We start from the raw sequence: 19,964 nt of genomic DNA on the forward strand, positions 1-19,964 counted from the left end.
ATGGAACACGTGCCCGCGCTCGACGAAGACCTCAAGAAGACGCTCGGACCCGCCACCGCCAAGGTGCTGGCCGAGCAGCTCGGCCTGCACACGGCCCTGGACCTGCTCCACCACTACCCGCGGCGGTACGCCGAGCGCGGTGAGCTGACCTCGCTGGCCGAGCTCGCCGACCAGATCGACGAGCACGTGACCGTCGTCGCGCAGGTCGCCGACGCCCGCGTCCTGACCTTCAACGGGGGCCGCGGCAAACGCCTCGAGGTGACCATCACCGACGGCAACGGCCGGCTCCAGCTGGTCTTCTTCGGCGCGGGCGTGCACAAGCCGCACAAGGACCTGCTGCCCGGCACCCGCGCGATGTTCGCGGGCAAGGTCTCCAAGTTCAACCACAAGCTCCAGCTGGCGCACCCCGCCTACGAACCGCTCGGCGCGGACGCCTCCGACCGGGACGCGGCCACCGCCTTCGCGAACCAGCTCATCCCGATCTACCCGGCCTGCGCGAAGCTGGAGTCCTGGAAGATCGCCAAGTGCGTGGACGCGGTCCTGCCCGGAGCCCGGGAGGCCGTGGACCCGCTGCCGCCCGCACTGCGCGAGGGCCGCGGCCTGGTCCCCCTCACCGAGGCCCTGCTGAAGATCCACCGGCCGGAGACCAAGGCCGACATCGAGGACGCCCGCCGGCGCCTGAAGTGGGACGAGGCCTTCGTCCTCCAGGTCGCCCTGGCCCGCCGCCGCCACGCCGACTCCCAGCTCCCGGCCGTCCCGCGCCGCCCCGCCCCCGGCGGCCTGCTCGACGCCTTCGACGCCAAGCTCCCCTTCACCCTCACCGAGGGCCAGCAGAAGGTCTCGAAGGAGATCTTCGACGACCTGGCCACCAGCCACCCCATGCACCGCCTCCTCCAGGGCGAGGTCGGCTCGGGAAAGACGATGGTGGCCCTGCGGGCCATGCTCGCCGTCGTGGACTCCGGAGGGCAGGCCGCGATGCTCGCGCCCACCGAGGTGCTCGCCCAGCAGCACCACCGCTCCGTCACCGAGATGATGGGCGAACTGGCGGAGGGGGGCATGCTCGGCGGATCCGACCAGGGCACCAAGGTCGTGCTGCTCACCGGGTCCATGGGGATGCCGGCGCGCCGCCAGGCCCTGCTCGACCTGGTCACCGGCGAGGCCGGCATCGTGATCGGCACCCACGCGCTCATCGAGGACAAGGTGCAGTTCCACGACCTCGGCCTGGTGGTCGTCGACGAACAGCACCGCTTCGGCGTGGAGCAGCGCGACGCGCTCCGGTCGAAGGGCAAGCAGCCCCCGCACCTGCTCGTCATGACCGCCACCCCGATCCCGCGCACCGTCGCCATGACCGTCTTCGGCGACCTGGAGACCTCCGTCCTCGACCAGCTGCCCGCAGGGCGCTCGCCGATCGCCACCCACGTGGTGCCCGCCAAGGACAAGCCGCATTTCCTCGCCCGGGCCTGGGAGCGGGTCCGCGAGGAGGTGGAGAAGGGCCACCAGGCGTATGTGGTCTGCCCCCGCATCGGGGACGGGGAGGACGATCCCAAGAAGAAGCCCGCCGAGGACGACGCCGAGAAGCGGCCGCCGCTCGCCGTCCTCGACATCGCCGAGCAGCTCGGCCGCGGCCCGCTGGCCGGACTGAGCGTCGAGGTGCTGCACGGGCGGATGGACCCGGCCGACAAGGACGACGTGATGCGGCGCTTCGCCGCCGGCGAGGTCAAGGTGCTGGTCGCCACCACGGTCATCGAGGTCGGGGTGAACGTGCCGAACTCCACCGTCATGGTGATCATGGACGCGGACCGGTTCGGCGTCTCCCAGCTCCACCAGCTCCGCGGCCGCGTCGGCCGGGGCTCCGCGCCCGGCCTGTGCCTGCTGGTCAGCGAGATGCACGAGGCGAGCCCCGCCCGGGCCCGGCTGGCCGCGGTGGCCGAGACCCTCGACGGCTTCGAGCTCTCCCGCATCGACCTGGAGCAGCGCCGCGAGGGCGACGTACTGGGCCAGGCCCAGTCGGGCGTGCGCTCCAGCCTGCGGATGCTGGCCGTCATCGAGGACGAGGAGGTCATCGCCCAGGCCCGGGAGGAGGCCACCCGCGTGGTCGCGGAGGACCCCGGACTGGAGCGGCTGCCGGGCCTGCGGACCGCGCTGGACGCCTTGCTGGACACCGAGCGGGAGCAGTACCTCGAGAAGGGCTGACAATAGGGGGGCCCACTCCGTCCGATGACCGAAGGACCCTATCGATGACCCGCGTGATCGCCGGCAGCGCCGGCGGGCGACGGCTGGCCGTGCCCCCGGGCACCGGCACCAGGCCGACCTCCGACCGGATGCGCGAAGGCCTCTTCTCCACGTGGGAGTCGCTGCACGGGGTCGCGGCCGCCCGGGTGCTCGACCTCTACGCGGGCTCCGGCGCCGTCGGCCTGGAGGCCCTCTCCCGCGGCGCGGGCCACGCCCTGCTGGTCGAGACCGACCCCAAGGCCGCCCAGTCCATCCGGGACAACATCAAGGCCGTGGGCCTGCCGGGCGCCGAGTTCCGGTCGGGCAAGGCCGAGCAGGTCGTCGCGGCGAAGGCGGGCGGGGAGCCGTACGACATCGTCTTCCTGGACCCGCCGTACGCCGTCGGCCACGACGATCTTGGGGAGATCCTGCTCACACTCCGGTCCAATGGCTGGCTCACGGAGGACGCGCTCGTCACCGTGGAACGCAGCACGAGGAGCGGCGCCTTCCCGTGGCCCGAGGGCTTCGAGCCGCTCAGGTCCCGGAAGTACGGCGAGGGCACCCTTTGGTACGGTCGCGCCGCCTTCACCAGCGAAGACTCATGAACGAGGGAGTTCAGTTGCGCCGCGCCGTCTGTCCGGGATCCTTCGACCCCATCACCAACGGACACCTCGACATCATCGGACGTGCCTCCAGGCTGTACGACGTCGTGCACGTCGCCGTGATGATCAACCAGTCGAAGCAGGGCCTGTTCACCGTCGAGGAGCGGATCGAGCTGATCCGCGAGGCGACCGCCGACTACGGGAACGTCGAGGTCGAGTCCTTCCACGGGCTGCTCGTCGACTTCTGCAAGCAGCGGGACATCCCGGCCATCGTCAAGGGCCTGCGTGCCGTCAGCGACTTCGACTACGAGCTCCAGATGGCCCAGATGAACATGGGGCTGTCGGGCGTCGAGACGCTGTTCGTGCCGACCAACCCCACCTACAGCTTCCTGTCGTCCTCCCTGGTCAAGGAGGTCGCGGCGTGGGGCGGCGACGTCGCCCACCTGCTTCCGGCGCACGTGCACGCGGCGCTGATCGAGCGGCTGGGCAACCGCTGACCCCCTGACGGGCCGTCAGGCAGTGTCGGGCGGCAGCCCGCTGGCCTTACAGTCATGCCGTCCGACTCGGGAACCGCCCGAGGCCGAGAGAGTGCGAGCCCCCATGGACGTGCAGAAGAAGCTCGACGAGATCGTCGCGGCCGTCGGCGGCGCCCGCTCCATGCCCATGTCGGCCTCCTGCGTGATCAACCGGGCCGAGCTGCTCGCCCAGCTCGAAGAGGTCCGCCAGGCGCTGCCCGGCTCGCTCGCACAGGCCCAGGAACTCATCGGCGGCCGCGAGCAGCTGGTCGAGGAGGCCCGCCGGGAGGCGGAGCGGATCATCGAGTCGGCCCACAACCAGCGCGGTTCGCTGATCTCCGACACCGAGATCGCGCGGCGCTCCCAGTCAGCGGCGGACCGGATCCTGGACGAGGCCCGCCGGGAGGCCGAGGAGATCCGCGCCGAGGCCGACGACTACGTCGACAGCAAGCTCGCGAACTTCGAGGTCGTGCTCACCAAGACCATCGGGTCGGTGGACCGGGGCCGGGAGAAGCTGCTCGGCCGCGGCCCGGGGCTCGACGAGCAGGGCTATCCGGACGAGGATGCGCCCGAGCGCAGCCACGACCCCGAGACGCAGCGGCAGCAGGCGGACGCGTACGTCGACACCAAGCTGGCGACCTTCGAGGCGGTGCTCTCCAAGACCCTGGAGGCCGTCGGCCGCGGCCGCCAGAAGCTGCTGGGCCGGGTGCCCACCGACGACCTCGGCGCGCACGTGGCCGCCCAGGACGCGGCGGGCGCGCAGCAGTCCCGCTCGGCGAGCGACGCCGACTTCCTCGCGGGCCTGGCCGAGCCCCAGCCGGTGCACGCGCCGATCCCGGCGCAGCCCGAGCCGGTGTACGACACGTACGGCTACCAGCAGCAGCCCGGGCACCAGGACGGCTACGCCTACCAGGGTCACCAGGACCCCTACGCCGGTACGGGCGCGGGCTCCGCCGCGGCGCCGTACGCCGGGCACTACGAAGCGCAGCAGCCCGATCCGTACGCCGCGTACCAGCAGCAGCCCGACCCGTATGCCGCGTACCAGGCGCCCCAGGCGCAGCAGCCCTCGCTCGACGAGACCAGTTTCTTCGACACGAGCATGATCAACCTGGATCAGCTGCGCCAGTACGAGCAGGGCCGCTAGGTCCGGATTGGGCGCAGAGCGCCGTGCCGGGTATCCTGGCTGTTCGGTCGCGCGTATGCACCGCGATCCATGCTGCCCACGTGCGGGCGGAACCTTTGATCTTCAGCGATCTGTGAAAGCAGGAACGGCCCTGAATACCCGCCTCGACCACCGCAACCCCCTCGTGTTCGACACGCACGAGCTGGGTCGGCGTCCTGGTGCCATGCAGCGGCTGTCCCGTGAGATCGCGGCACCGGGGGACCTCGGTCTCGCCGGGGTCATCGGAGTGCCGGAAGGCGCCCCGATGAAGCTCAAGCTCCGCCTCGAGTCGGTCATGGAAGGGGTGCTTGTCACAGGCACCGCCCGTGCATCGGCGACCGGGGAGTGCGTAAGGTGTCTGGAGTCCGTCGAGCGCGAGCTCAAGGCGGACTTCCAGGAGATGTTCTCGTACCCTGACGCCGACGACCGGACCCGCTCCAAGGCGGAGCCGGCCGACGACGCCGAGGACGACGAGGACACGCTCTTCCTCGAGGACGGCTTGTTCGACCTCGAACCCGTGCTGCGCGACGTGGTGGTGCTCGCACTGCCGCTGCAGCCGGTGTGCCGGGAGGACTGTCTCGGACTGTGCCCCGACTGCGGGCTCAGCCTGAACGATGACCCGGACCACCACCATGACGCCGTCGACATCCGTTGGGCGGCATTGCAGGGACTCGTCGTGACCGATCAGGACGACGAGAAGGACAACATGAGCGGCACTGCCTCTGACGGAGTTCAGGGCGCCGCCGAGAAGCAGGAGAAGTAGCCGTGGCTGTTCCGAAGCGGAAGATGTCGCGCAGCAACACGCGCCACCGCCGGTCGCAGTGGAAGGCTGCGGTCCCCACCCTGGTTTCGTGCGAGCGTTGCCAGGAGCCGAAGCTCCAGCACATTGCGTGCCCGAGCTGCGGCACCTACAACAAGCGCCAGGTCCTCGAGGTCTGAGCGGCTGGTGAGAGGCGCAATGTCTGAGCTGTCCAACGCTGAGAAGCAGGCAGACAGTAGCAACGCGGCCTCGTCCCACAAGCTTCTGGAAGGGCGGCTCGGGTATCGACTCGAGTCCGCCCTTCTGGTGCGTGCACTGACCCACCGCTCGTACGCGTACGAGAACGGCGGTCTGCCCACCAACGAGCGGCTGGAGTTCCTCGGGGACTCCGTGCTCGGCCTGGTGGTCACGGACACGCTGTACACGACCCACCCGGATCTCCCCGAAGGCCAGCTGGCCAAACTTCGGGCCGCGGTGGTCAACTCGCGTGCACTGGCGGAGGTCGGGCGTGGCCTCGAACTCGGCTCCTTCATCCGGCTCGGCCGGGGCGAAGAGGGCACGGGCGGCCGGGACAAGGCCTCCATCCTCGCCGACACCCTTGAAGCGGTGATCGGCGCGGTCTACCTCGACCAGGGCCTCGACGCGGCCTCGGAGCTGGTTCACCGGCTCTTCGACCCGCTCATCGAGAAGTCCTCGAACCTCGGAGCCGGCCTGGACTGGAAGACCAGTCTCCAGGAGCTCACGGCGGCCGAAGGTCTTGGCGTACCGGAATACCTGGTCACGGAGACCGGCCCGGACCACGAGAAGACCTTCACCGCTGCTGCCCGCGTCGGTGGTGTCTCGTACGGCACCGGCACCGGCCGCAGCAAGAAGGAAGCGGAACAGCAGGCGGCGGAATCCGCCTGGCGCGGTATCCGTACCGCGGCGGACGAGCGGAACGCGGCCGCGGCCGTGGCCGCCGCGGACGCCGAAGCCGGTGCTCCGGCCGAGGAGGGCGGGACGCCGACGTCCGCCGACCCGGCGCCGAGCGCCTGACCCTTCCTTCGGGGTTTCCCCCGCCCCCGTCACCTGCCCCGGCAGGCGGCGGGGGCGGTCCCGTTTCCGGAGCCCCGCGGCGGGGCCGGTAGGCTCGGCGGCAGCGCCAGGAACCGCACCGCCACCGAGGAGAGACCGTGCCCGAGCTGCCCGAGGTCGAAGTCGTGCGGCGGGGTCTCGAGCGCTGGGTGGCCGGGCGGACCGTCGAGGCCGTCGAGGTCCTGCACCCGCGGGCCGTACGGCGCCACCCGGGAGGCGGGGCGGACTTCGCGGCGCGCCTGCGCGGGGAGACCATCGGGGTGCCGCAGCGGCGCGGGAAGTACCTGTGGCTGCCCCTGGCCGGGCGGGACCTGTCGGTCCTGGGGCACCTGGGGATGAGCGGACAGCTGCTCGTGCAGCCCGTGGACGCTCCCGACGAGAAGCACCTGCGGATCCGGGTGCGGTTCACCGACTCCGGCGGCGGCGCCGTCGGCCGCTCCGCCGCGGGCGGCGCCGGAACCGAGCTGCGCTTCGTCGACCAGCGGACCTTCGGCGGGCTCTCGCTGCACGAGGTCGCCGCCGACAGCACGGACGGGCTGCCCGACGTCATCGCCCACATCGCGCGCGACCCCCTGGACCCGCTGTTCGACGAGGGCGCCTACCACCTGGCGCTGCGCGGCCGGCGGACCACCGTCAAGCGGGCCCTGCTGGACCAGTCGCTGATCAGCGGGGTCGGCAACATCTACGCGGACGAGGCGCTGTGGCGCGCCAAGCTGCACTACGAGCGCCTCACGGCCACCCTCACGCGCCCCCGGAGCACGGAACTCCTGGGCCACGTCCGGGACGTCATGAACGAGGCCCTCGCGGTCGGCGGCACCAGCTTCGACAGCCTCTACGTCAACGTGAACGGCGAGTCGGGCTACTTCGACCGCTCGCTCGACGCCTACGGGCGCGAGGACGAGCCCTGCCGGCGCTGCGGCACCCCGATGCGCCGCCGGCCGTGGATGAACAGGTCGAGCTACTTCTGCCCGCGCTGTCAGAGGGTGCCGCGCGTCCCGTCGTAGGACCGCCGGGCCACCAGTACCTCCGGCATGCTCCCCTCCAGGAAGTGGATGAGGGAGAGCAGGCGGTCCGCCACATCCACGCCGAGCGGCGTCAGTTCGTAGTCGACGCGCGACGGGTTCGTCGGCTGCGCCTCGCGGTGGACGATGCCGTCGCGCTCGAGCGCGTGCAGGGTCTGGGAGAGCATCTTCTCGCTCACGCCGTCCACCCGGCGCCGCAGCTCGTTGAAGCGGCACGGCCCTTCGCGCAGCGCGCCCACGGTGAGGCTGCCCCAGCGGCCTGTGACGTGCTCCAGGGTTTCCCGGGACGGGCACGCGCGCGCGAAGACGTCGAACGGAAGTTCGGGATCGGCGGCCTCGGCGCAGACGGATGGTGTGTCCATGTGTAGAGCGTACCTCCGCACAGCGCTAACCCACAGGTTGCGCTTCCGAAAAGTTAGTGCTTCTCTTTCTCTCGTCGCAGTCTTCCCCCGCCGCGCCGTATCCATCGACCGCGGGGACGTCCCGAGGAGAGATCGTCTTGTCCGGTACCACGCACACCCCCGTCGTCTCGATCGCCTACCACTCCGGATACGGCCACACCGCCGTCATCGCCGAGGCGGTCCGCAACGGCGCCGCCGAGGCGGGCGCGACCGTCCACTTCATCAAGGTCGACGAGATCGACGACGCGCAGTGGGAACTGCTCGACGCCTCCGACGCGATCGTGTTCGGCTCCCCGACCTACATGGGCACCGCTTCCGGCGCCTTCCACGTCTTCGCCGAGGCCACGTCCAAGCGCTGGTTCGGCGACGCGTGGCAGGACAAGGTGGCGGCCGGTTTCACCAACTCGGCCTCCAAGAGCGGTGACAAGCTGCACACCCTGCAGTTCTTCCAGATCCTGGCCGCGCAGCACGGCATGAGCTGGGTCAACCTGGGCCTGAAGCCGGGCTGGAACGCGAGCACCGCCTCGGAGAACGACCTCAACCGCCTCGGCGTCTTCGCCGGCGCCGCGGCGCAGACCAACTCCGACGAGGGGGCGGACGCGGTCCACAAGGCCGACATCGCGACCGCCGAGCACCTGGGCCGCCGCGTCGCGGAGCACACCCGCGTCGTCGTCGCGGGCCGCGCGGCGCTGGCCGCGGTCTGAGCCGGCCGGGGACCCGCGGGGGCTGCGGCCCCCAGGGTCCGACGGGCCCCGGGGTCTGACCGGCGGGCGGTACGCCTAGAAGCCGAAGTCCTGGGTCCACCAGGGGCCGCCGGCGGCGAAGTGGGCGCCGACGCCCAGGGTGCGGAACTCGCAGTTGAGGATGTTCGCCTTGTGGTCCGGGCTGTCCATCCAGGCCTTCATCACGGCCTCGGCGTCGCCCTGACCGCGGGCGATGTTCTCACCGGCCAGGCCCGGGAGCCCGGCCTTGGCGGCGCGTTCCCACGGGCTGTTGCCGTCGGGGTCGGTGTGGCCGAAGAAGCCGCGGGCGGCCATGTCCTTGCTGAACGCGCGCGCCAGGCCCGCGAGCGGCGGGTTCGCCCGGACGGGACCGCACCCGGCCTGCGCGCGCGCCTGGTTCACGAGGGTGACCACGGCGGCCTCCTCGGCGGAGTGCCCGTCGAGGGGCGGCCGGGTGGCCGGCGCCTCGGTGGACGGCTTCGGCGGCACGGGGGCGGGCTTCGCCGGGGCCTTGGCCGACGGCGCGGCGGGCGGCGAGGTGGCCGGCGCGGCCGGGGCCGACGTGGAGGCGGAGGCCGAAGGTGAGGCGGAGGCCGACGCGGACGGGCTCGGCGAGGCGGACGGATCGGCCGGCCGGCTCGTCGAGGGGGAGCCGGTGGGGACCCGGCCGGACAGGTTGGCGAGGCCGCCCTGCTGGTCCACCGAGCTGCCGCCGGGGGTCGGCGAGGCCTGCGCGCGGGTCTCCGGCGAACCGTCGGACCCCGAATCGGAGACCCCCACATAGGGGAAGGATCCGCCGACCGGCACCATGCCCGTCGTGACGGCCGCCGTACCGAGCGCCACGGCCACCGAAACGCCCAGCAGGCCGGTGCGCAGGGCGGTGCCGCGCTTGCCGCCGCGGCGCGGTGCGGCGTGGAGTCCGTGGCGTCCCATCGGCGTCGTGCCTTCCTTACCAGACCAAGATCGTCCTTTACTCACCCAAACGGGTGAGCTCATTGGTGCGCGACTGTACGCCATGGGACAAGGGGGCGATGTGCCCCGAAAGTGTTTGCCCGGTTAGCGTTCACGCATGAATGAAGATGTCCGCCTGATCGCCTGGGTGCGCGGCCGTGTGCAGGGAGTGGGCTTCCGCTGGTTCACCAGGGAGAACGCTCTGGAGATCGGCGGGGTCGTCGGCTTCGCGCTCAATCTCGACGACGGGCGAGTGCAGGTGGTGGCGGAAGGTCAACGTGAGAATTGCCACCGGCTGCTCGACTGGCTGCGCTCGGGCGACACGCCCGGCCGGGTGGACGGGGTGACAGAGATCTGGGGCACACCGCGCGGTGGCTACGAGGGCTTCGCCATCCGCTGACGGTTCGGCTGATCATGTACTGATCACACTCTGAGCCCGTCCGCACACGCTCGGATCTGCGCATTCTCCGCCGACACGTTGCCGAGGCGGACGATCCGTGGAAGGCTCGGAGATGAGGATGATCTCCACGCCCCTTGCGGGGCCCGGGCTGCCCGCCGATACGGGGCGTGATCGTGTTGACCGTCAAACTTTTTGGTGAGACGCTGGAAGCCCCGCGCACCTGAGCTGTTTGGCAGTGTTGGCAGTAGTAAGCGCAGTGACTGACAGTCGCTGTCGGACATCCGCGGGTGCGATTCCCTCACGACCCACACCGCTTCGGTCGGTCACTCAGTGTGGAGGACCATCCATCATGGCAAAGGCGCTTCTCGGTTACGTCGGCGGTTCCGACCCGCGACTCCTCGCCGAGATGCGACGGCTTCAGCAGCGCGTCCAGGACCTCGAGTCCGAGCTCGTACGGATTCAGTCCGAAAATGACGCGCTGAACGCGGCCGCCGCTCAGCACGACGGAGACTCGCTGCTCGACAGCATCGAGATCGACGTACCCCAGGCGGAGCCTGCGCTCACCTGATCCGCGCTCACATCGTCGCTCGACACCAGCCCCGCATGATCTGCAAGGGACGCTCCGGCGTCCCTTCTTTCTTTGGACGCCGCGCCCCACGGCCTTTGGGCCGGGCGGGGGGCCGGTTCCTTTAACGTCGGTGGTGCCCCGCACCTTCATGGGTGAAACCGAACGCGAAAGGTAGAGTCCGGCGGCGTGCACCTCAAGTCCCTGACCCTGCGCGGCTTCAAATCCTTTGCTTCCGCGACCACCCTGCGCTTCGAACCCGGCATCACGTGTGTCGTGGGTCCGAACGGCTCCGGCAAGTCCAACGTCGTGGACGCGCTGTCCTGGGTCATGGGCGAACAAGGGGCCAAATCCCTGCGCGGCGGGAAGATGGAAGACGTCATCTTCGCCGGGACCACGGGGCGTCCCCCGCTCGGCCGGGCCGAGGTCTCGCTGACGATCGACAACTCCGACGGCGCGCTGCCCATCGACTACGCCGAAGTCACCATCACCCGCATCATGTTCCGCGGCGGCAGCAGCGAGTACCAGATCAACGGTGACACCTGCCGCCTGCTCGACATCCAGGAACTGCTCTCCGACTCCGGCATCGGCCGCGAGATGCACGTCATCGTCGGACAGGGCCAGCTCGACTCCGTCCTGCACGCCGACCCCATGGGACGCCGCGCCTTCATCGAGGAGGCCGCCGGCGTACTGAAGCACCGCAAGCGCAAGGAGAAGGCGCTGCGGAAGCTGGACGCGATGCAGGCCAACCTCGCCCGCGTACAGGACCTCAACGACGAACTGCGCCGCCAGCTGAAGCCCCTCGGCCGGCAGGCGGCGGTGGCCCGGCGGGCGGCCGTCATCCAGGCGGACCTGCGCGACGCGCGGCTCCGGCTCCTCGCCGACGACCTGGTCACGCTGCGGCGCGCGCTCGACGCGGAGATCGCGGACGAGGCGGCGCTGAAGGAACGCAAGGAGGCCGCAGAGGCCCGGCTCGCGGAGGCGCTGCGGCGCGAGGCGGAGCTGGAGGAGGCGGTACGGGAGCTCACGCCGCGGCTCCAGCGGGCGCAGCAGACCTGGTACGAGCTCTCGCAGCTCGCCGAGCGGGTCCGCGGGACCGCGTCGCTCGCGCAGGCGCGGGTCAAGAGCGCGACGGCCCCGGTGGAGGAGGAGCGGCGGGGCCGCGACCCCGAAGACATGGAGAAGGAGGCCGCGCGGATCCGCGAGCAGGAGGCGGAACTGACGGCCGCTCTCGAGGCCGCCTCCCACGCGCTGGAGGACACGGCGGCGCACCGGGCGGAGCTGGAGCGGGAGCTGGCCGAGGAGGAACGTCGGCTGCGGGACGCGGCGCGGGCCATCGCGGACCGGCGCGAGGCGCTGGCGCGGCTGACGGGCCGGCTCGGCGCCGCCCGCTCTCGGGCCGGCGCCGCCCAGGCCGAGATCGACCGGCTCGTCGCGGCGCGTGACGAGGCCGAGCTCCGGGCGGTGGCCGCGCAGGAGGAGTACGAGGTCCTGGAGGAGGAGGTCGGCGGCCTCGACGACACGTCGGCGCAGGACGAGTACGAGGCCGCGCGAGCCGCGCTGGCCGAGGCGGAGGCCGCGCTGGCGGCGGCCCGGGACGCGGTGACGGCGGCCGAGCGCTCGCGGGCGGCGGTGTCGGCGCGGCGGGACGCACTCGCGCTGGGCCTGCGGCGCAAGGACGGTACGGGGGCGCTGCTCGCGGCGCGGGAGCGGCTGGCCGGGCTGCTCGGACCGGCGGCGGAGCGGCTCTCGGTCACCCCGGGGTACGAGGTCGCGGTGGCCGCCGCGCTGGGCTCGGCGGCGGACGCGCTGGCGGTGTCGTCCCCGGCCTCCGCGGCCGAGGCGATCCGCCACCTCCGCACGGCGGACGCCGGCCGCGCGACCCTCCTGATCACTCCGCCCGGCGTTCTCCTCGCCCGGGCCCAGGCCGCCGGCCCGGGGGCGCTGCCGGGGCAGGGTTCCGGCCCCGCGGCGGCTGCGGAGGTGTCCGGGCGGGCTGTGGCCCAGGCCGGGGGAGTGTTCCCCCACCCCGCCCCTTCGCCGGACCGGGGTCTGCCCGGGCCCGTGCCGCACACGACCGAGCCGTCGGCCGGAGCCCCGGCTCGGCCGGAAAGCGCGGACGCGCGGGATCCGGGGCGGGGCCCCGGCACCGGCGCCGTGGGCGAAGCCGCCGCCGGCGCGGTCCTGACCGGTGTGGCCGGCGGTGTGGCCGTGTCGCAGCTGGTGGGCGGGGACGCCGCGGCGTTGCGGGCCGTGGGATGGGTGTTGCGGGACCACTTCGTGGTCGGGACGCTCGAGGAGGCCGAGGCCCTCGTCGCGGAGCGGCCCGACGCGGTGGCGGTGACCGTCGAGGGCGACGTACTCGGGGCCCACCTCGCGCACGGAGGCTCCGCAGGGGCGCCCAGTCTGATCGAGGTGCAGGCGGCGGTCGACGAGGCGGCCGGCGAGCTGGCCCGGCTCGACGGGCGGTGCGCGGAGCTGGCCGCGGCGCAGGAGGCCGCCCAGGCGCGGCGGCAGGACGCGGCGGCCCTGGTCGAGGAGCTCGCCGAGCGAGGCCGGGCCGGGGAGCGCGCCCGGGCCGGGGTCGCACAGCAGCTCGGCCGCCTCGCCGGCCAGGCGAAGGGCGCCGCGGGCGAGGCCGAGCGCTGCGCCACCGCGGCGGCCAAGGCCCAGGACGCCCTGGAGCAGGCACTGCTGGACGTGGAGGAGTGCGCCGAGCAGCTCGCGACGGCCGAGGAGATGCCCGCCGAGGAGGAGCCGGACAGCTCCCGGCGCGACCGGCTGGCGGCCGACGGGGCCAACGCCCGGCAGACCGAGATGGAGGCCCGGCTCCAGCTCAGGACCCACGAGGAGCGGGTCAGGGGACTGGCCGGAAGAGCCGATTCGCTCGACCGGGCGGCCCGCGCCGAACGGGAGGCCCGCGCCCGCGCCGAGCGCCGCCGGGCCCGCCTGCGGCACGAGGCGGAGGTCGCCCGGGCCGTCGCGGACGGCGCCCGTCAGCTGCTCGCGCACGTCGAGGTCTCGCTGGGCCGCGCCGACGGGGAACGGGCCGGGGCCGAGCACGCCAGGGGCCTGCGGGAGCGGGAGCTCGCCGAGGCCAGGAACAGCGGCCGGGACCTGAAGGGCGAACTCGACAAGCTCACCGACTCGGTGCACCGCGGCGAGGTGCTCGGTGCCGAGAAGCGGCTGCGCATCGAGGCCGTGGAGGCCAAGGCCCTGGAGGAGTTCGGCATGGAGGCGGCCGGACTGGTCGCCGAGTACGGCCCCGACCAGCCCGTTCCGCCGTCGCCGCCCGCCGAGGGCGAGACGTTGCCCGAGGACCCCGAGCACCCCCGGAACCTTCCCGGCCGCTTCGTCCGCGACCGGCAGGAGAAGCGGCTGAGGGCGGCCGAGCGCGCATACCAGCAGCTCGGCAAGGTCAACCCGCTGGCGCTGGAGGAGTTCGCGGCGCTGGAGGAGCGCCACCAGTTCCTCAGCGAGCAGCTGGAGGACCTGCGCAAGACCCGCGCCGACCTCCTTCAAGTGGTGAAGGAGGTCGACGAGCGCGTCGAGCAGGTCTTCACCGAGGCCTACCGGGACACGGCCCGGCAGTTCGAAGGGGTCTTCTCGAGGCTGTTCCCGGGCGGCGAGGGCCGGCTGATCCTCACCGACCCCGACAACATGCTGACCACCGGCGTCGACGTCGAGGCCCGCCCGCCGGGCAAGAAGGTCAAGCGGCTGTCGCTGCTCTCGGGCGGCGAGCGCTCGCTGACCGCCGTGGCCCTGCTGGTGTCCATCTTCAAGGCGCGGCCCAGCCCGTTCTACGTGATGGACGAGGTCGAGGCGGCGCTCGACGACACCAACCTGCAGCGGCTGATCCGGATCATGGAGGAGCTCCAGGAGAGCTCCCAGCTGATCGTCATCACCCATCAGAAGCGGACGATGGAGGTCGCCGACGCCCTCTACGGCGTCTCGATGCAGGGCGACGGGGTCTCCAAGGTGATCAGTCAGCGGCTGCGCTGACCTCCTTTGCAGCACGTTCAGTTCACAAAGTGAACACTGAATGGGCCCCCCACCCGCCATCCATCCCCGCATGATGCATTCTTCACAGCTATTGACTTCAGAAAGTGAAGTCATAAGCTCTGCTGTGCCGTGTCCACGTTCAGGTGGTGGTGAGCCGCATGCTGTGCGCCACTAGAGGAACACGCGCATAGACACACACCCCCCACCGCCCGCCGTCGACGCCGGGCCCAGGAGCGCACCTTGACCAGCACAGCGAACGCCCCCGCAGGCGGTGGCCGCGCGGCGCAGCCCGACCATCTCGGGCACGTCATCTTCATCACGGCGGCCGCGGCCATGGGCGGCTTCCTCTTCGGCTACGACAGCTCCGTCATCAACGGCGCCGTCGAGGCGATCCGCGACCGCTTCGACGTCGGCTCCGGCACCCTCGCCCAGGTGATCGCCGCCGCGCTGATCGGCTGCGCCCTCGGCGCCGCCACCGCCGGCCGCATCGCCGACCGGATCGGCCGCATCCGCTGCATGCAGATCGCCGCCGTCCTGTTCACCGCCAGCGCCATCGGCTCGGCCTTGCCCTTCGCCCTGTGGGACCTCGCGCTCTGGCGGGTCGTCGGCGGCTTCGCCATCGGCATGGCCTCGGTCATCGGCCCGGCCTACATCGCCGAGGTCTCCCCGCCCGCCTACCGGGGCCGCCTGGCCTCCTTCCAGCAGGCCGCCATCGTCATCGGCATCGCCATCTCCCAGCTCGTCAACTGGGGCATCCTGAACCTCGCCGACGGCGACCAGCGCGGGAAGATCGGCGGCCTGGAGGCCTGGCAGTGGATGCTCGGCGTGATGGTCGTCCCGGCCGTCCTCTACGGCCTGCTGTCCTTCGCCATCCCCGAATCGCCGCGCTTCCTGGTCTCGGTCGGCCGCATGGAGAAGGCCAAGACGGTGCTGCGCGAGGTCGAGGGGTCGGGCATCGACGCCGACGCCCGGGTCCGCGAGATCGGCAGCGCCATCCATTCGGAGCAGAAGTCGACGTTCAAGGACCTGCTCGGCGGCCGGTTCGGCTTCCTGCCGATCGTCTGGATCGGCATCGGCCTCTCCGTCTTCCAGCAGCTCGTCGGCATCAACGTGATCTTCTACTACAGCTCCTCGCTGTGGCAGTCGGTCGGCATCGACCCCAGCGCCTCGTTCCTCTACTCCTTCGAGACCTCGGTCGTGAACATCATCGGTACGGTGATCGCGATGGTCTTCGTGGACCGGATCGGCCGCAAGCCGCTGGCCCTCATCGGCTCCGCCGGCATGGCCGTCTCCCTCGCGGTCGCCGCCTGGGCCTTCTCCTACAAGTCCGGCGCCGGCGGCGACATCGCCCTGCCGCACGGGCAGGGCATCGCGGCCCTGATCGCCGCCAACTGCTTCGTGCTCTTCTTCGCCCTGTCCTGGGGCGTGGTGGTCTGGGTGCTCCTCGGCGAGATGTTCCCGGGCCGTATCCGCGCCGCCGCCCTCGGCGTCGCCGCGGCCGCCCAGTGGATCGCCAACTGGGTCATCACCGTGTCGTTCCCGACCCTGTCGGACTGGAACCTGTCCGGCGCCTACATGATCTACACGTTCTTCGCCCTGCTCTCGATCCCGTTCATCCTCAAGTGGGTGCCGGAGACCAAGGGCAAGGCGCTGGAGGAGATGGGGTGACCATCCCCGCCACCACCCCTTCTCCTCGATACTGCCCCGGCTCAGTCCTTGAGCCGGGGCAGTACCTGTTCGCACAGCAGGTGCAGGCTGCGCCAGCCCTCGTCCAGCGGCATCCCGCCGCACAGCGGGTGCAGCACCAGGTTCCCCGCCTCGCCCGCGCCCCGGGCGTAGGCGACGGCCTGGTCCGGGGTGAGGATCCGGTACACGCCCTCCTCGCGCAGCTCGGCCACCGAGCGCGCTGCCGACCGTACGGCGCTGCGGATGTCCTTGGACTGCCAGGACGCGTACATGCCCGCCTCGTGCAGGAAGCGCTCGCCGTGCTCGGCCCAGGCCCGGTCGGGGTCCTCCGCGATGTGCAGCAGCGGGGTCTCGGCCGCGGGCATCATGCAGAAGCCCTCCGTGCCGTACTCGGCGAGCCGCTCCCGGTAGTACGCCTCCAGCTCCGGCATGTGCGCGCTCGGGAAGAAGGGCAGGCCCAGCCGGGCCGCGCGCCGGGCCGCCGCCTGTGAACTCCCGCCGACCAGGAGCATCGGGTGCGGCTGGGTGAAGGGCCGCGGGGTCACCCGTACGGTGCGGCCGCGGAACTCGAAGGGCTCGCCGGTCCACGCCTTCAGCAGGGTCTCCAGCAGCTCGTCCTGGAGCCGGCCGCGCCGCCCCCACTCCACACCGTGCTGCTCGTACTCCTCCGGCCGGTAGCCGATGCCCGCGACCGTCACCAGGCGGCCGCCGCTCAGCAGGTCCAGTACGGCGATGTCCTCGGCCACCTTCAGCGGGTCGTACAGCGGGCCGATGATCGCCGAGACGGTGACCGCGATCCGGCGGGTGGCGCCGAAGACCGCGCCCGCGAAGGCGAACGGCGAGGGCAGCCAGTTGTTGGCGGCGCCGTGGTGCTCCTCGGTCTGGATGGTGTCGATGCCGCGGTCGTCCGCGTACCGGGCCATCTCCAGCGCCGCCTTGTAGCGGGCGGAGAGGGACTCGGGGGTGCCGTTGGGATCGACGAGATTGAACCGGGCCACGGTGATGGGCATGGAGAAGTCCCCCTTCGCCGGATGTGGGTGGGCGGGCGAAGGGGGACGTTAGCTGACGCAGCGTCAGTTGGACAGGGATCCGGCGAGTTCGGGTTCCTCGGCCGGAGCGGCCGGGTCCGGGGCCGCGGTACGCGGCAGTACGGCGTACAGCACGCCCGAGGTGAGGATGCCGGCCACCCAGCCCAGGCCGTTCTCCCCGATCCAGGTGCCGGCGAGCGGTCCGCTGAACCAGTCCACCTTGGTGAACAGCAGGCCCACGACCAGGGCGATGGCCCACGCGGTCATCGCCTGCCAGGCGAAACCGCCCCTGTACCAGTAGGCGCTGGTCCGCGTGGTGTCCAGCAGCGCGGCGCCGTCGTAGGAGGTGCGGCGCAGCATGTCCACGCCGAAGACGCCGATCCAGGCGGAGAAGGCCACGGCCAGCAGGGTCAGGAAGGAGATGAAGGAGCCGAAGAAGCTGGTCGCGACCACCATCAGCAGGAAGCCGAAGACCAGGCTGATGACGGCGTTGACGCTGACGGCCCAGGCGCGCGGGACCTTGATGCCGAGGGTCTGCGCGGTGAAACCGGCCGAGTACATGGACATCGAGTTGATCAGCAGCATGCCGACCAGCGCGATGAGCAGGTACGGGACCGCGATCCAGGTCGGCAGCAGCTCGCCGATGAAGGAGACCGGGTCCTGGGCGCTGGCCAGGTCCGGGGTCCCGACGGCCATGACCGCGCCCATCAGGACCATGGGCAGCACGACCACGCCGGCGCCGCCGATCGTCGCGCCGACCATGCCCTTGGAGGAGGCGGTACGGGGCAGGTAGCGCGTGAAGTCGGGGCCCGACGGCACCCAGCTGATGCCGCCGGCTGCGATGGTGCCGATGCCCGCGATCATCATCGCGGTGGAGCCGGCCGGCTTGCCGAAGACGGCGGACCAGTCGGTGGTGGCCACCAGGTACCCGAGGACCAGCACGCTGAACGCGCCGAAGAGGTACGTGGACCACTTGGAGCAGACGCGCAGCGCGTTGATGCCGAGGCCCGAGACGACGAACGTGCAGCCCACGAAGAACAGCAGGGTGACGACGATCAGCGGGGTGTTGCTCTTGATGCCGAAGAGCAGGTCGAGCACGGTCAGCACGGCGTAGGCGCCGCTGACCGCGTTGATGGTCTCCCAGCCCCACCGGGCCACCCAGATGAGGGCGCCGGGGAAGAGGTTGCCGCGCTGGCCGAACACGGCCCGCGAGAGCGCCATGCCCGGGGCGCCGCCCCGCTTCCCGGCGATCGAGATCAGGCCCACGATCCCGTACGAGACGACCGGTGCGGCGACCGCGACGATCAGCACCTGCCAGATGTTGAGCTTGTTGAAGATCACCAGTCCGGCGCCCATGGTCAGCAGCAGCACGCTGATGTTGGCGGCGACCCAGGTGGGGACGAGCTCGCGGACCCGGCCGCCGCGCTCGCTGTCCGGAACCGGTTCCAGGCCGCGGGTCTCTATCGCGGTCTCTTCGGCAGGCATGCGGTACTCCGTGGGGGAGGGAGTGGAGGGGAGTCGCTCATCATCGTAGATTTGCTGCTAAAACCACAAATAGAGGCTTACGGCCCGGTGGGAACGCCCAAGGTCCGGGTTCCGGGGCGGCTGTGGCAGATACTGGGTGGGTTATGGAAATCCTCATCCTTGCTGTAGTCATCGCCCTGGTCGCGGTCGGCGCGATCAGCGGGCTCGTGGTCAGCAGCCGCAAGAAGAAGCAGCTGCCGCCCACGGCGCCGTCGAGCACGCCGACCATCACTGCCCCGCCCGCCGAACCCCAGGTGGGGGAGGACGCCGCACCGACGGCCGAAGAGCCGCGCCGCACCATCGAGGAGGTCGTCCTCCCCGACGCGGAGGCCGCCCTCGAGACGCCGGCCGCCGTCGAGGACCCGGTCGTCGAGGCCCCGCCCGCGCCCGCGATCGAGGTGCCCGAGCCCACCGCAGGCCGCCTGGTCCGGCTGCGCGCCCGCCTCGCCCGGTCGCAGAACTCCCTCGGCAAGGGGCTGCTCACGCTGCTCTCCCGGGAGCACCTCGACGAGGACACCTGGGAGGAGATCGAGGAGACCCTGCTGGTCGCCGACGTCGGTGTCGTCCCGACCCAGGAGCTGGTCGACCGGCTCCGCGAGCGGGTCAAGGTGCTCGGCACCCGCACCCCGGCGGACCTGCGCGCCCTGCTGAAGGAGGAGCTGCTGACGCTGGTCGGCACCGACTTCGACCGCGCCGTGAAGACGGAGAGCGGCGAGGACACCCCCGGCGTGATCATGGTCGTCGGCGTGAACGGCACCGGCAAGACGACCACCACCGGCAAGCTGGCGCGCGTGCTCGTCGCCGACGGCCGCAGCGTGGTGCTCGGCGCGGCCGACACCTTCCGTGCCGCGGCCGCCGACCAGCTCCAGACCTGGGGCGACCGGGTGGGCGCCCGTACGGTGCGCGGCCCCGAGGGCGGCGACCCCGCGTCGATCGCCTACGACGCCGTCAAGGAGGGCATCGCGGAGGGCGCCGACGTGGTGCTCATCGACACCGCGGGCCGCCTGCACACCAAGACCGACCTGATGGACGAGCTCGGCAAGGTCAAGCGCGTCGTGGAGAAGCACGGTCCGCTCGACGAGATCCTGCTGGTCCTGGACGCCACCACCGGCCAGAACGGCCTGACCCAGGCCCGCGTCTTCGCCGAGGTCGTGGACATCACCGGCATCGTGCTGACCAAGCTCGACGGCACCGCCAAGGGCGGCATCGTCGTCGCCGTCCAGCGCGAGCTCGGCGTCCCCGTCAAGCTCGTCGGCCTCGGCGAGGGCCCGGACGACCTGGCGCCCTTCGAGCCGGAGGCGTTCGTCGACGCCCTGATCGGCGACTGAGGGCCCTGCCT

18 protein-coding genes are annotated in these 19,964 nt (G+C 71.7%); 14 read left to right on the top strand and 4 right to left on the bottom strand.

What is annotated here, in order from left to right; genetic code table 11:
- The 8 genes from recG (at position 1) to mutM (ending at position 7,328) form a co-directional block, all read left to right on the top strand.
- A complete protein-coding gene (gene recG / locus ACTVZO_RS29030; protein ID WP_443301133.1) occupies positions 1 to 2,193 on the top strand; it encodes an ATP-dependent DNA helicase RecG in 2,193 nt (730 codons plus the stop codon).
- A gap of 44 nt (positions 2,194 to 2,237) precedes the next feature.
- Positions 2,238 to 2,816: a 16S rRNA (guanine(966)-N(2))-methyltransferase RsmD gene (rsmD, locus tag ACTVZO_RS29035; protein ID WP_443301134.1), complete on the top strand. Its 579-nt coding sequence runs from the start codon at positions 2,238 to 2,240 to the stop codon at positions 2,814 to 2,816.
- 14 nt (positions 2,817 to 2,830) lie between these two features.
- Complete coding sequence (gene coaD / locus ACTVZO_RS29040; RefSeq protein WP_443303299.1) at positions 2,831 to 3,310, top strand: pantetheine-phosphate adenylyltransferase; 480 nt, start codon at positions 2,831 to 2,833, stop codon at positions 3,308 to 3,310.
- A 103-nt stretch (positions 3,311 to 3,413) separates the two neighbouring features.
- Complete coding sequence (locus ACTVZO_RS29045) at positions 3,414 to 4,472, top strand: DivIVA domain-containing protein (protein ID WP_443301135.1); 1,059 nt, start codon at positions 3,414 to 3,416, stop codon at positions 4,470 to 4,472.
- A 130-nt stretch (positions 4,473 to 4,602) separates the two neighbouring features.
- Entirely contained in the window at positions 4,603 to 5,253 is a 651-nt protein-coding gene (locus ACTVZO_RS29050; RefSeq protein WP_443303300.1) for a YceD family protein, read from the top strand.
- A 2-nt stretch (positions 5,254 to 5,255) separates the two neighbouring features.
- A complete protein-coding gene (rpmF, locus tag ACTVZO_RS29055) occupies positions 5,256 to 5,429 on the top strand; it encodes a 50S ribosomal protein L32 (RefSeq protein ID WP_003965982.1) in 174 nt (57 codons plus the stop codon).
- 19 nt (positions 5,430 to 5,448) lie between these two features.
- Positions 5,449 to 6,285: a ribonuclease III gene (rnc, locus tag ACTVZO_RS29060; RefSeq protein ID WP_384224956.1), complete on the top strand. Its 837-nt coding sequence runs from the start codon at positions 5,449 to 5,451 to the stop codon at positions 6,283 to 6,285.
- Between the two features lie 137 nt (positions 6,286 to 6,422).
- Positions 6,423 to 7,328, top strand: a complete 906-nt coding sequence (mutM, locus tag ACTVZO_RS29065) for a bifunctional DNA-formamidopyrimidine glycosylase/DNA-(apurinic or apyrimidinic site) lyase (protein ID WP_443301136.1) — start codon at positions 6,423 to 6,425, stop codon at positions 7,326 to 7,328.
- Here mutM and ACTVZO_RS29070 read toward each other — a convergent pair.
- A complete protein-coding gene (locus ACTVZO_RS29070; RefSeq protein ID WP_443301137.1) occupies positions 7,301 to 7,708 on the bottom strand; it encodes a winged helix-turn-helix transcriptional regulator in 408 nt (135 codons plus the stop codon). The two genes, mutM and ACTVZO_RS29070, sit on opposite strands and share 28 nt — an antisense overlap.
- Positions 7,709 to 7,845: 137 nt before the next feature.
- Here ACTVZO_RS29070 and ACTVZO_RS29075 point away from each other — a divergent pair, with 137 nt between their 5' ends.
- Positions 7,846 to 8,451 carry a flavodoxin family protein gene (locus tag ACTVZO_RS29075; protein ID WP_443301138.1) on the top strand — a complete coding sequence of 202 codons (606 nt, stop codon included), beginning with the start codon at positions 7,846 to 7,848 and terminating at the stop codon, positions 8,449 to 8,451.
- 75 nt (positions 8,452 to 8,526) lie between these two features.
- Here ACTVZO_RS29075 and ACTVZO_RS29080 read toward each other — a convergent pair whose 3' ends face one another.
- Complete coding sequence (locus tag ACTVZO_RS29080; RefSeq protein ID WP_443301139.1) at positions 8,527 to 9,402, bottom strand: CAP domain-containing protein; 876 nt, start codon at positions 9,400 to 9,402, stop codon at positions 8,527 to 8,529.
- 136 nt (positions 9,403 to 9,538) lie between these two features.
- On the opposite strand from ACTVZO_RS29080, the gene ACTVZO_RS29085 reads away from it, so the two are divergent.
- The 4 genes from ACTVZO_RS29085 to ACTVZO_RS29100 all read left to right on the top strand — a co-directional run bounded on the left by ACTVZO_RS29085 (position 9,539) and on the right by ACTVZO_RS29100 (position 16,055).
- A complete protein-coding gene (locus ACTVZO_RS29085) occupies positions 9,539 to 9,820 on the top strand; it encodes an acylphosphatase (protein ID WP_443301140.1) in 282 nt (93 codons plus the stop codon).
- Between the two features lie 349 nt (positions 9,821 to 10,169).
- Positions 10,170 to 10,388, top strand: coding sequence for a hypothetical protein (locus ACTVZO_RS29090; RefSeq protein WP_069922122.1), 219 nt, complete (start codon positions 10,170 to 10,172; stop codon positions 10,386 to 10,388).
- Positions 10,389 to 10,574: 186 nt separating this feature from the next.
- The gene (locus ACTVZO_RS29095) at positions 10,575 to 14,387 is read left to right on the top strand and encodes an AAA family ATPase (RefSeq protein WP_443301141.1); all 3,813 of its coding nucleotides are present in this window, start codon (positions 10,575 to 10,577) and stop codon (positions 14,385 to 14,387) included.
- Between the two features lie 240 nt (positions 14,388 to 14,627).
- Entirely contained in the window at positions 14,628 to 16,055 is a 1,428-nt protein-coding gene (locus ACTVZO_RS29100) for a sugar porter family MFS transporter (RefSeq protein WP_443301142.1), read from the top strand.
- 41 nt (positions 16,056 to 16,096) lie between these two features.
- Here the strand turns inward: ACTVZO_RS29100 and ACTVZO_RS29105 are convergent, their stop codons facing one another.
- Complete coding sequence (locus tag ACTVZO_RS29105) at positions 16,097 to 17,083, bottom strand: LLM class flavin-dependent oxidoreductase (RefSeq protein ID WP_443301143.1); 987 nt, start codon at positions 17,081 to 17,083, stop codon at positions 16,097 to 16,099.
- Positions 17,084 to 17,146: 63 nt separating this feature from the next.
- On the bottom strand, positions 17,147 to 18,586 hold the full coding sequence (locus ACTVZO_RS29110) for a cytosine permease (RefSeq protein ID WP_443301144.1): 1,440 nt from the start codon (positions 18,584 to 18,586) through the stop codon (positions 17,147 to 17,149).
- 143 nt (positions 18,587 to 18,729) lie between these two features.
- Here ACTVZO_RS29110 and ftsY point away from each other — a divergent pair, with 143 nt between their 5' ends.
- Positions 18,730 to 19,953, top strand: coding sequence for a signal recognition particle-docking protein FtsY (ftsY, locus tag ACTVZO_RS29115; RefSeq protein ID WP_443301145.1), 1,224 nt, complete (start codon positions 18,730 to 18,732; stop codon positions 19,951 to 19,953).
- Positions 19,954 to 19,964 lie beyond the last annotated feature (11 nt).

The organism is Streptomyces sp. IBSNAI002 (genome assembly GCF_052244475.1).
GTDB lineage: Bacteria > Actinomycetota > Actinomycetes > Streptomycetales > Streptomycetaceae > Streptomyces.

What these genes read in the sequence shown, in the direction of transcription:
- recG (WP_443301133.1), top strand. Translation starts at nt 1, where the DNA reads ATGGAACACGTGCCCGCGCTCGACGAAGACCTCAAGAAGACGCTCGGA.
- ACTVZO_RS29110 (WP_443301144.1), bottom strand. Translation starts at nt 18,586, where the DNA reads ATGCCTGCCGAAGAGACCGCGATAGAGACCCGCGGCCTGGAACCGGTT.
- ACTVZO_RS29070 (WP_443301137.1), bottom strand. Translation starts at nt 7,708, where the DNA reads ATGGACACACCATCCGTCTGCGCCGAGGCCGCCGATCCCGAACTTCCG.
- rsmD (WP_443301134.1), top strand. Translation starts at nt 2,238, where the DNA reads ATGACCCGCGTGATCGCCGGCAGCGCCGGCGGGCGACGGCTGGCCGTG.
- ACTVZO_RS29080 (WP_443301139.1), bottom strand. Translation starts at nt 9,402, where the DNA reads ATGGGACGCCACGGACTCCACGCCGCACCGCGCCGCGGCGGCAAGCGC.
- ACTVZO_RS29090 (WP_069922122.1), top strand. Translation starts at nt 10,170, where the DNA reads ATGGCAAAGGCGCTTCTCGGTTACGTCGGCGGTTCCGACCCGCGACTC.
- ACTVZO_RS29045 (WP_443301135.1), top strand. Translation starts at nt 3,414, where the DNA reads ATGGACGTGCAGAAGAAGCTCGACGAGATCGTCGCGGCCGTCGGCGGC.
- ACTVZO_RS29105 (WP_443301143.1), bottom strand. Translation starts at nt 17,083, where the DNA reads ATGCCCATCACCGTGGCCCGGTTCAATCTCGTCGATCCCAACGGCACC.
- ftsY (WP_443301145.1), top strand. Translation starts at nt 18,730, where the DNA reads ATGGAAATCCTCATCCTTGCTGTAGTCATCGCCCTGGTCGCGGTCGGC.
- rnc (WP_384224956.1), top strand. Translation starts at nt 5,449, where the DNA reads ATGTCTGAGCTGTCCAACGCTGAGAAGCAGGCAGACAGTAGCAACGCG.
- ACTVZO_RS29085 (WP_443301140.1), top strand. Translation starts at nt 9,539, where the DNA reads ATGAATGAAGATGTCCGCCTGATCGCCTGGGTGCGCGGCCGTGTGCAG.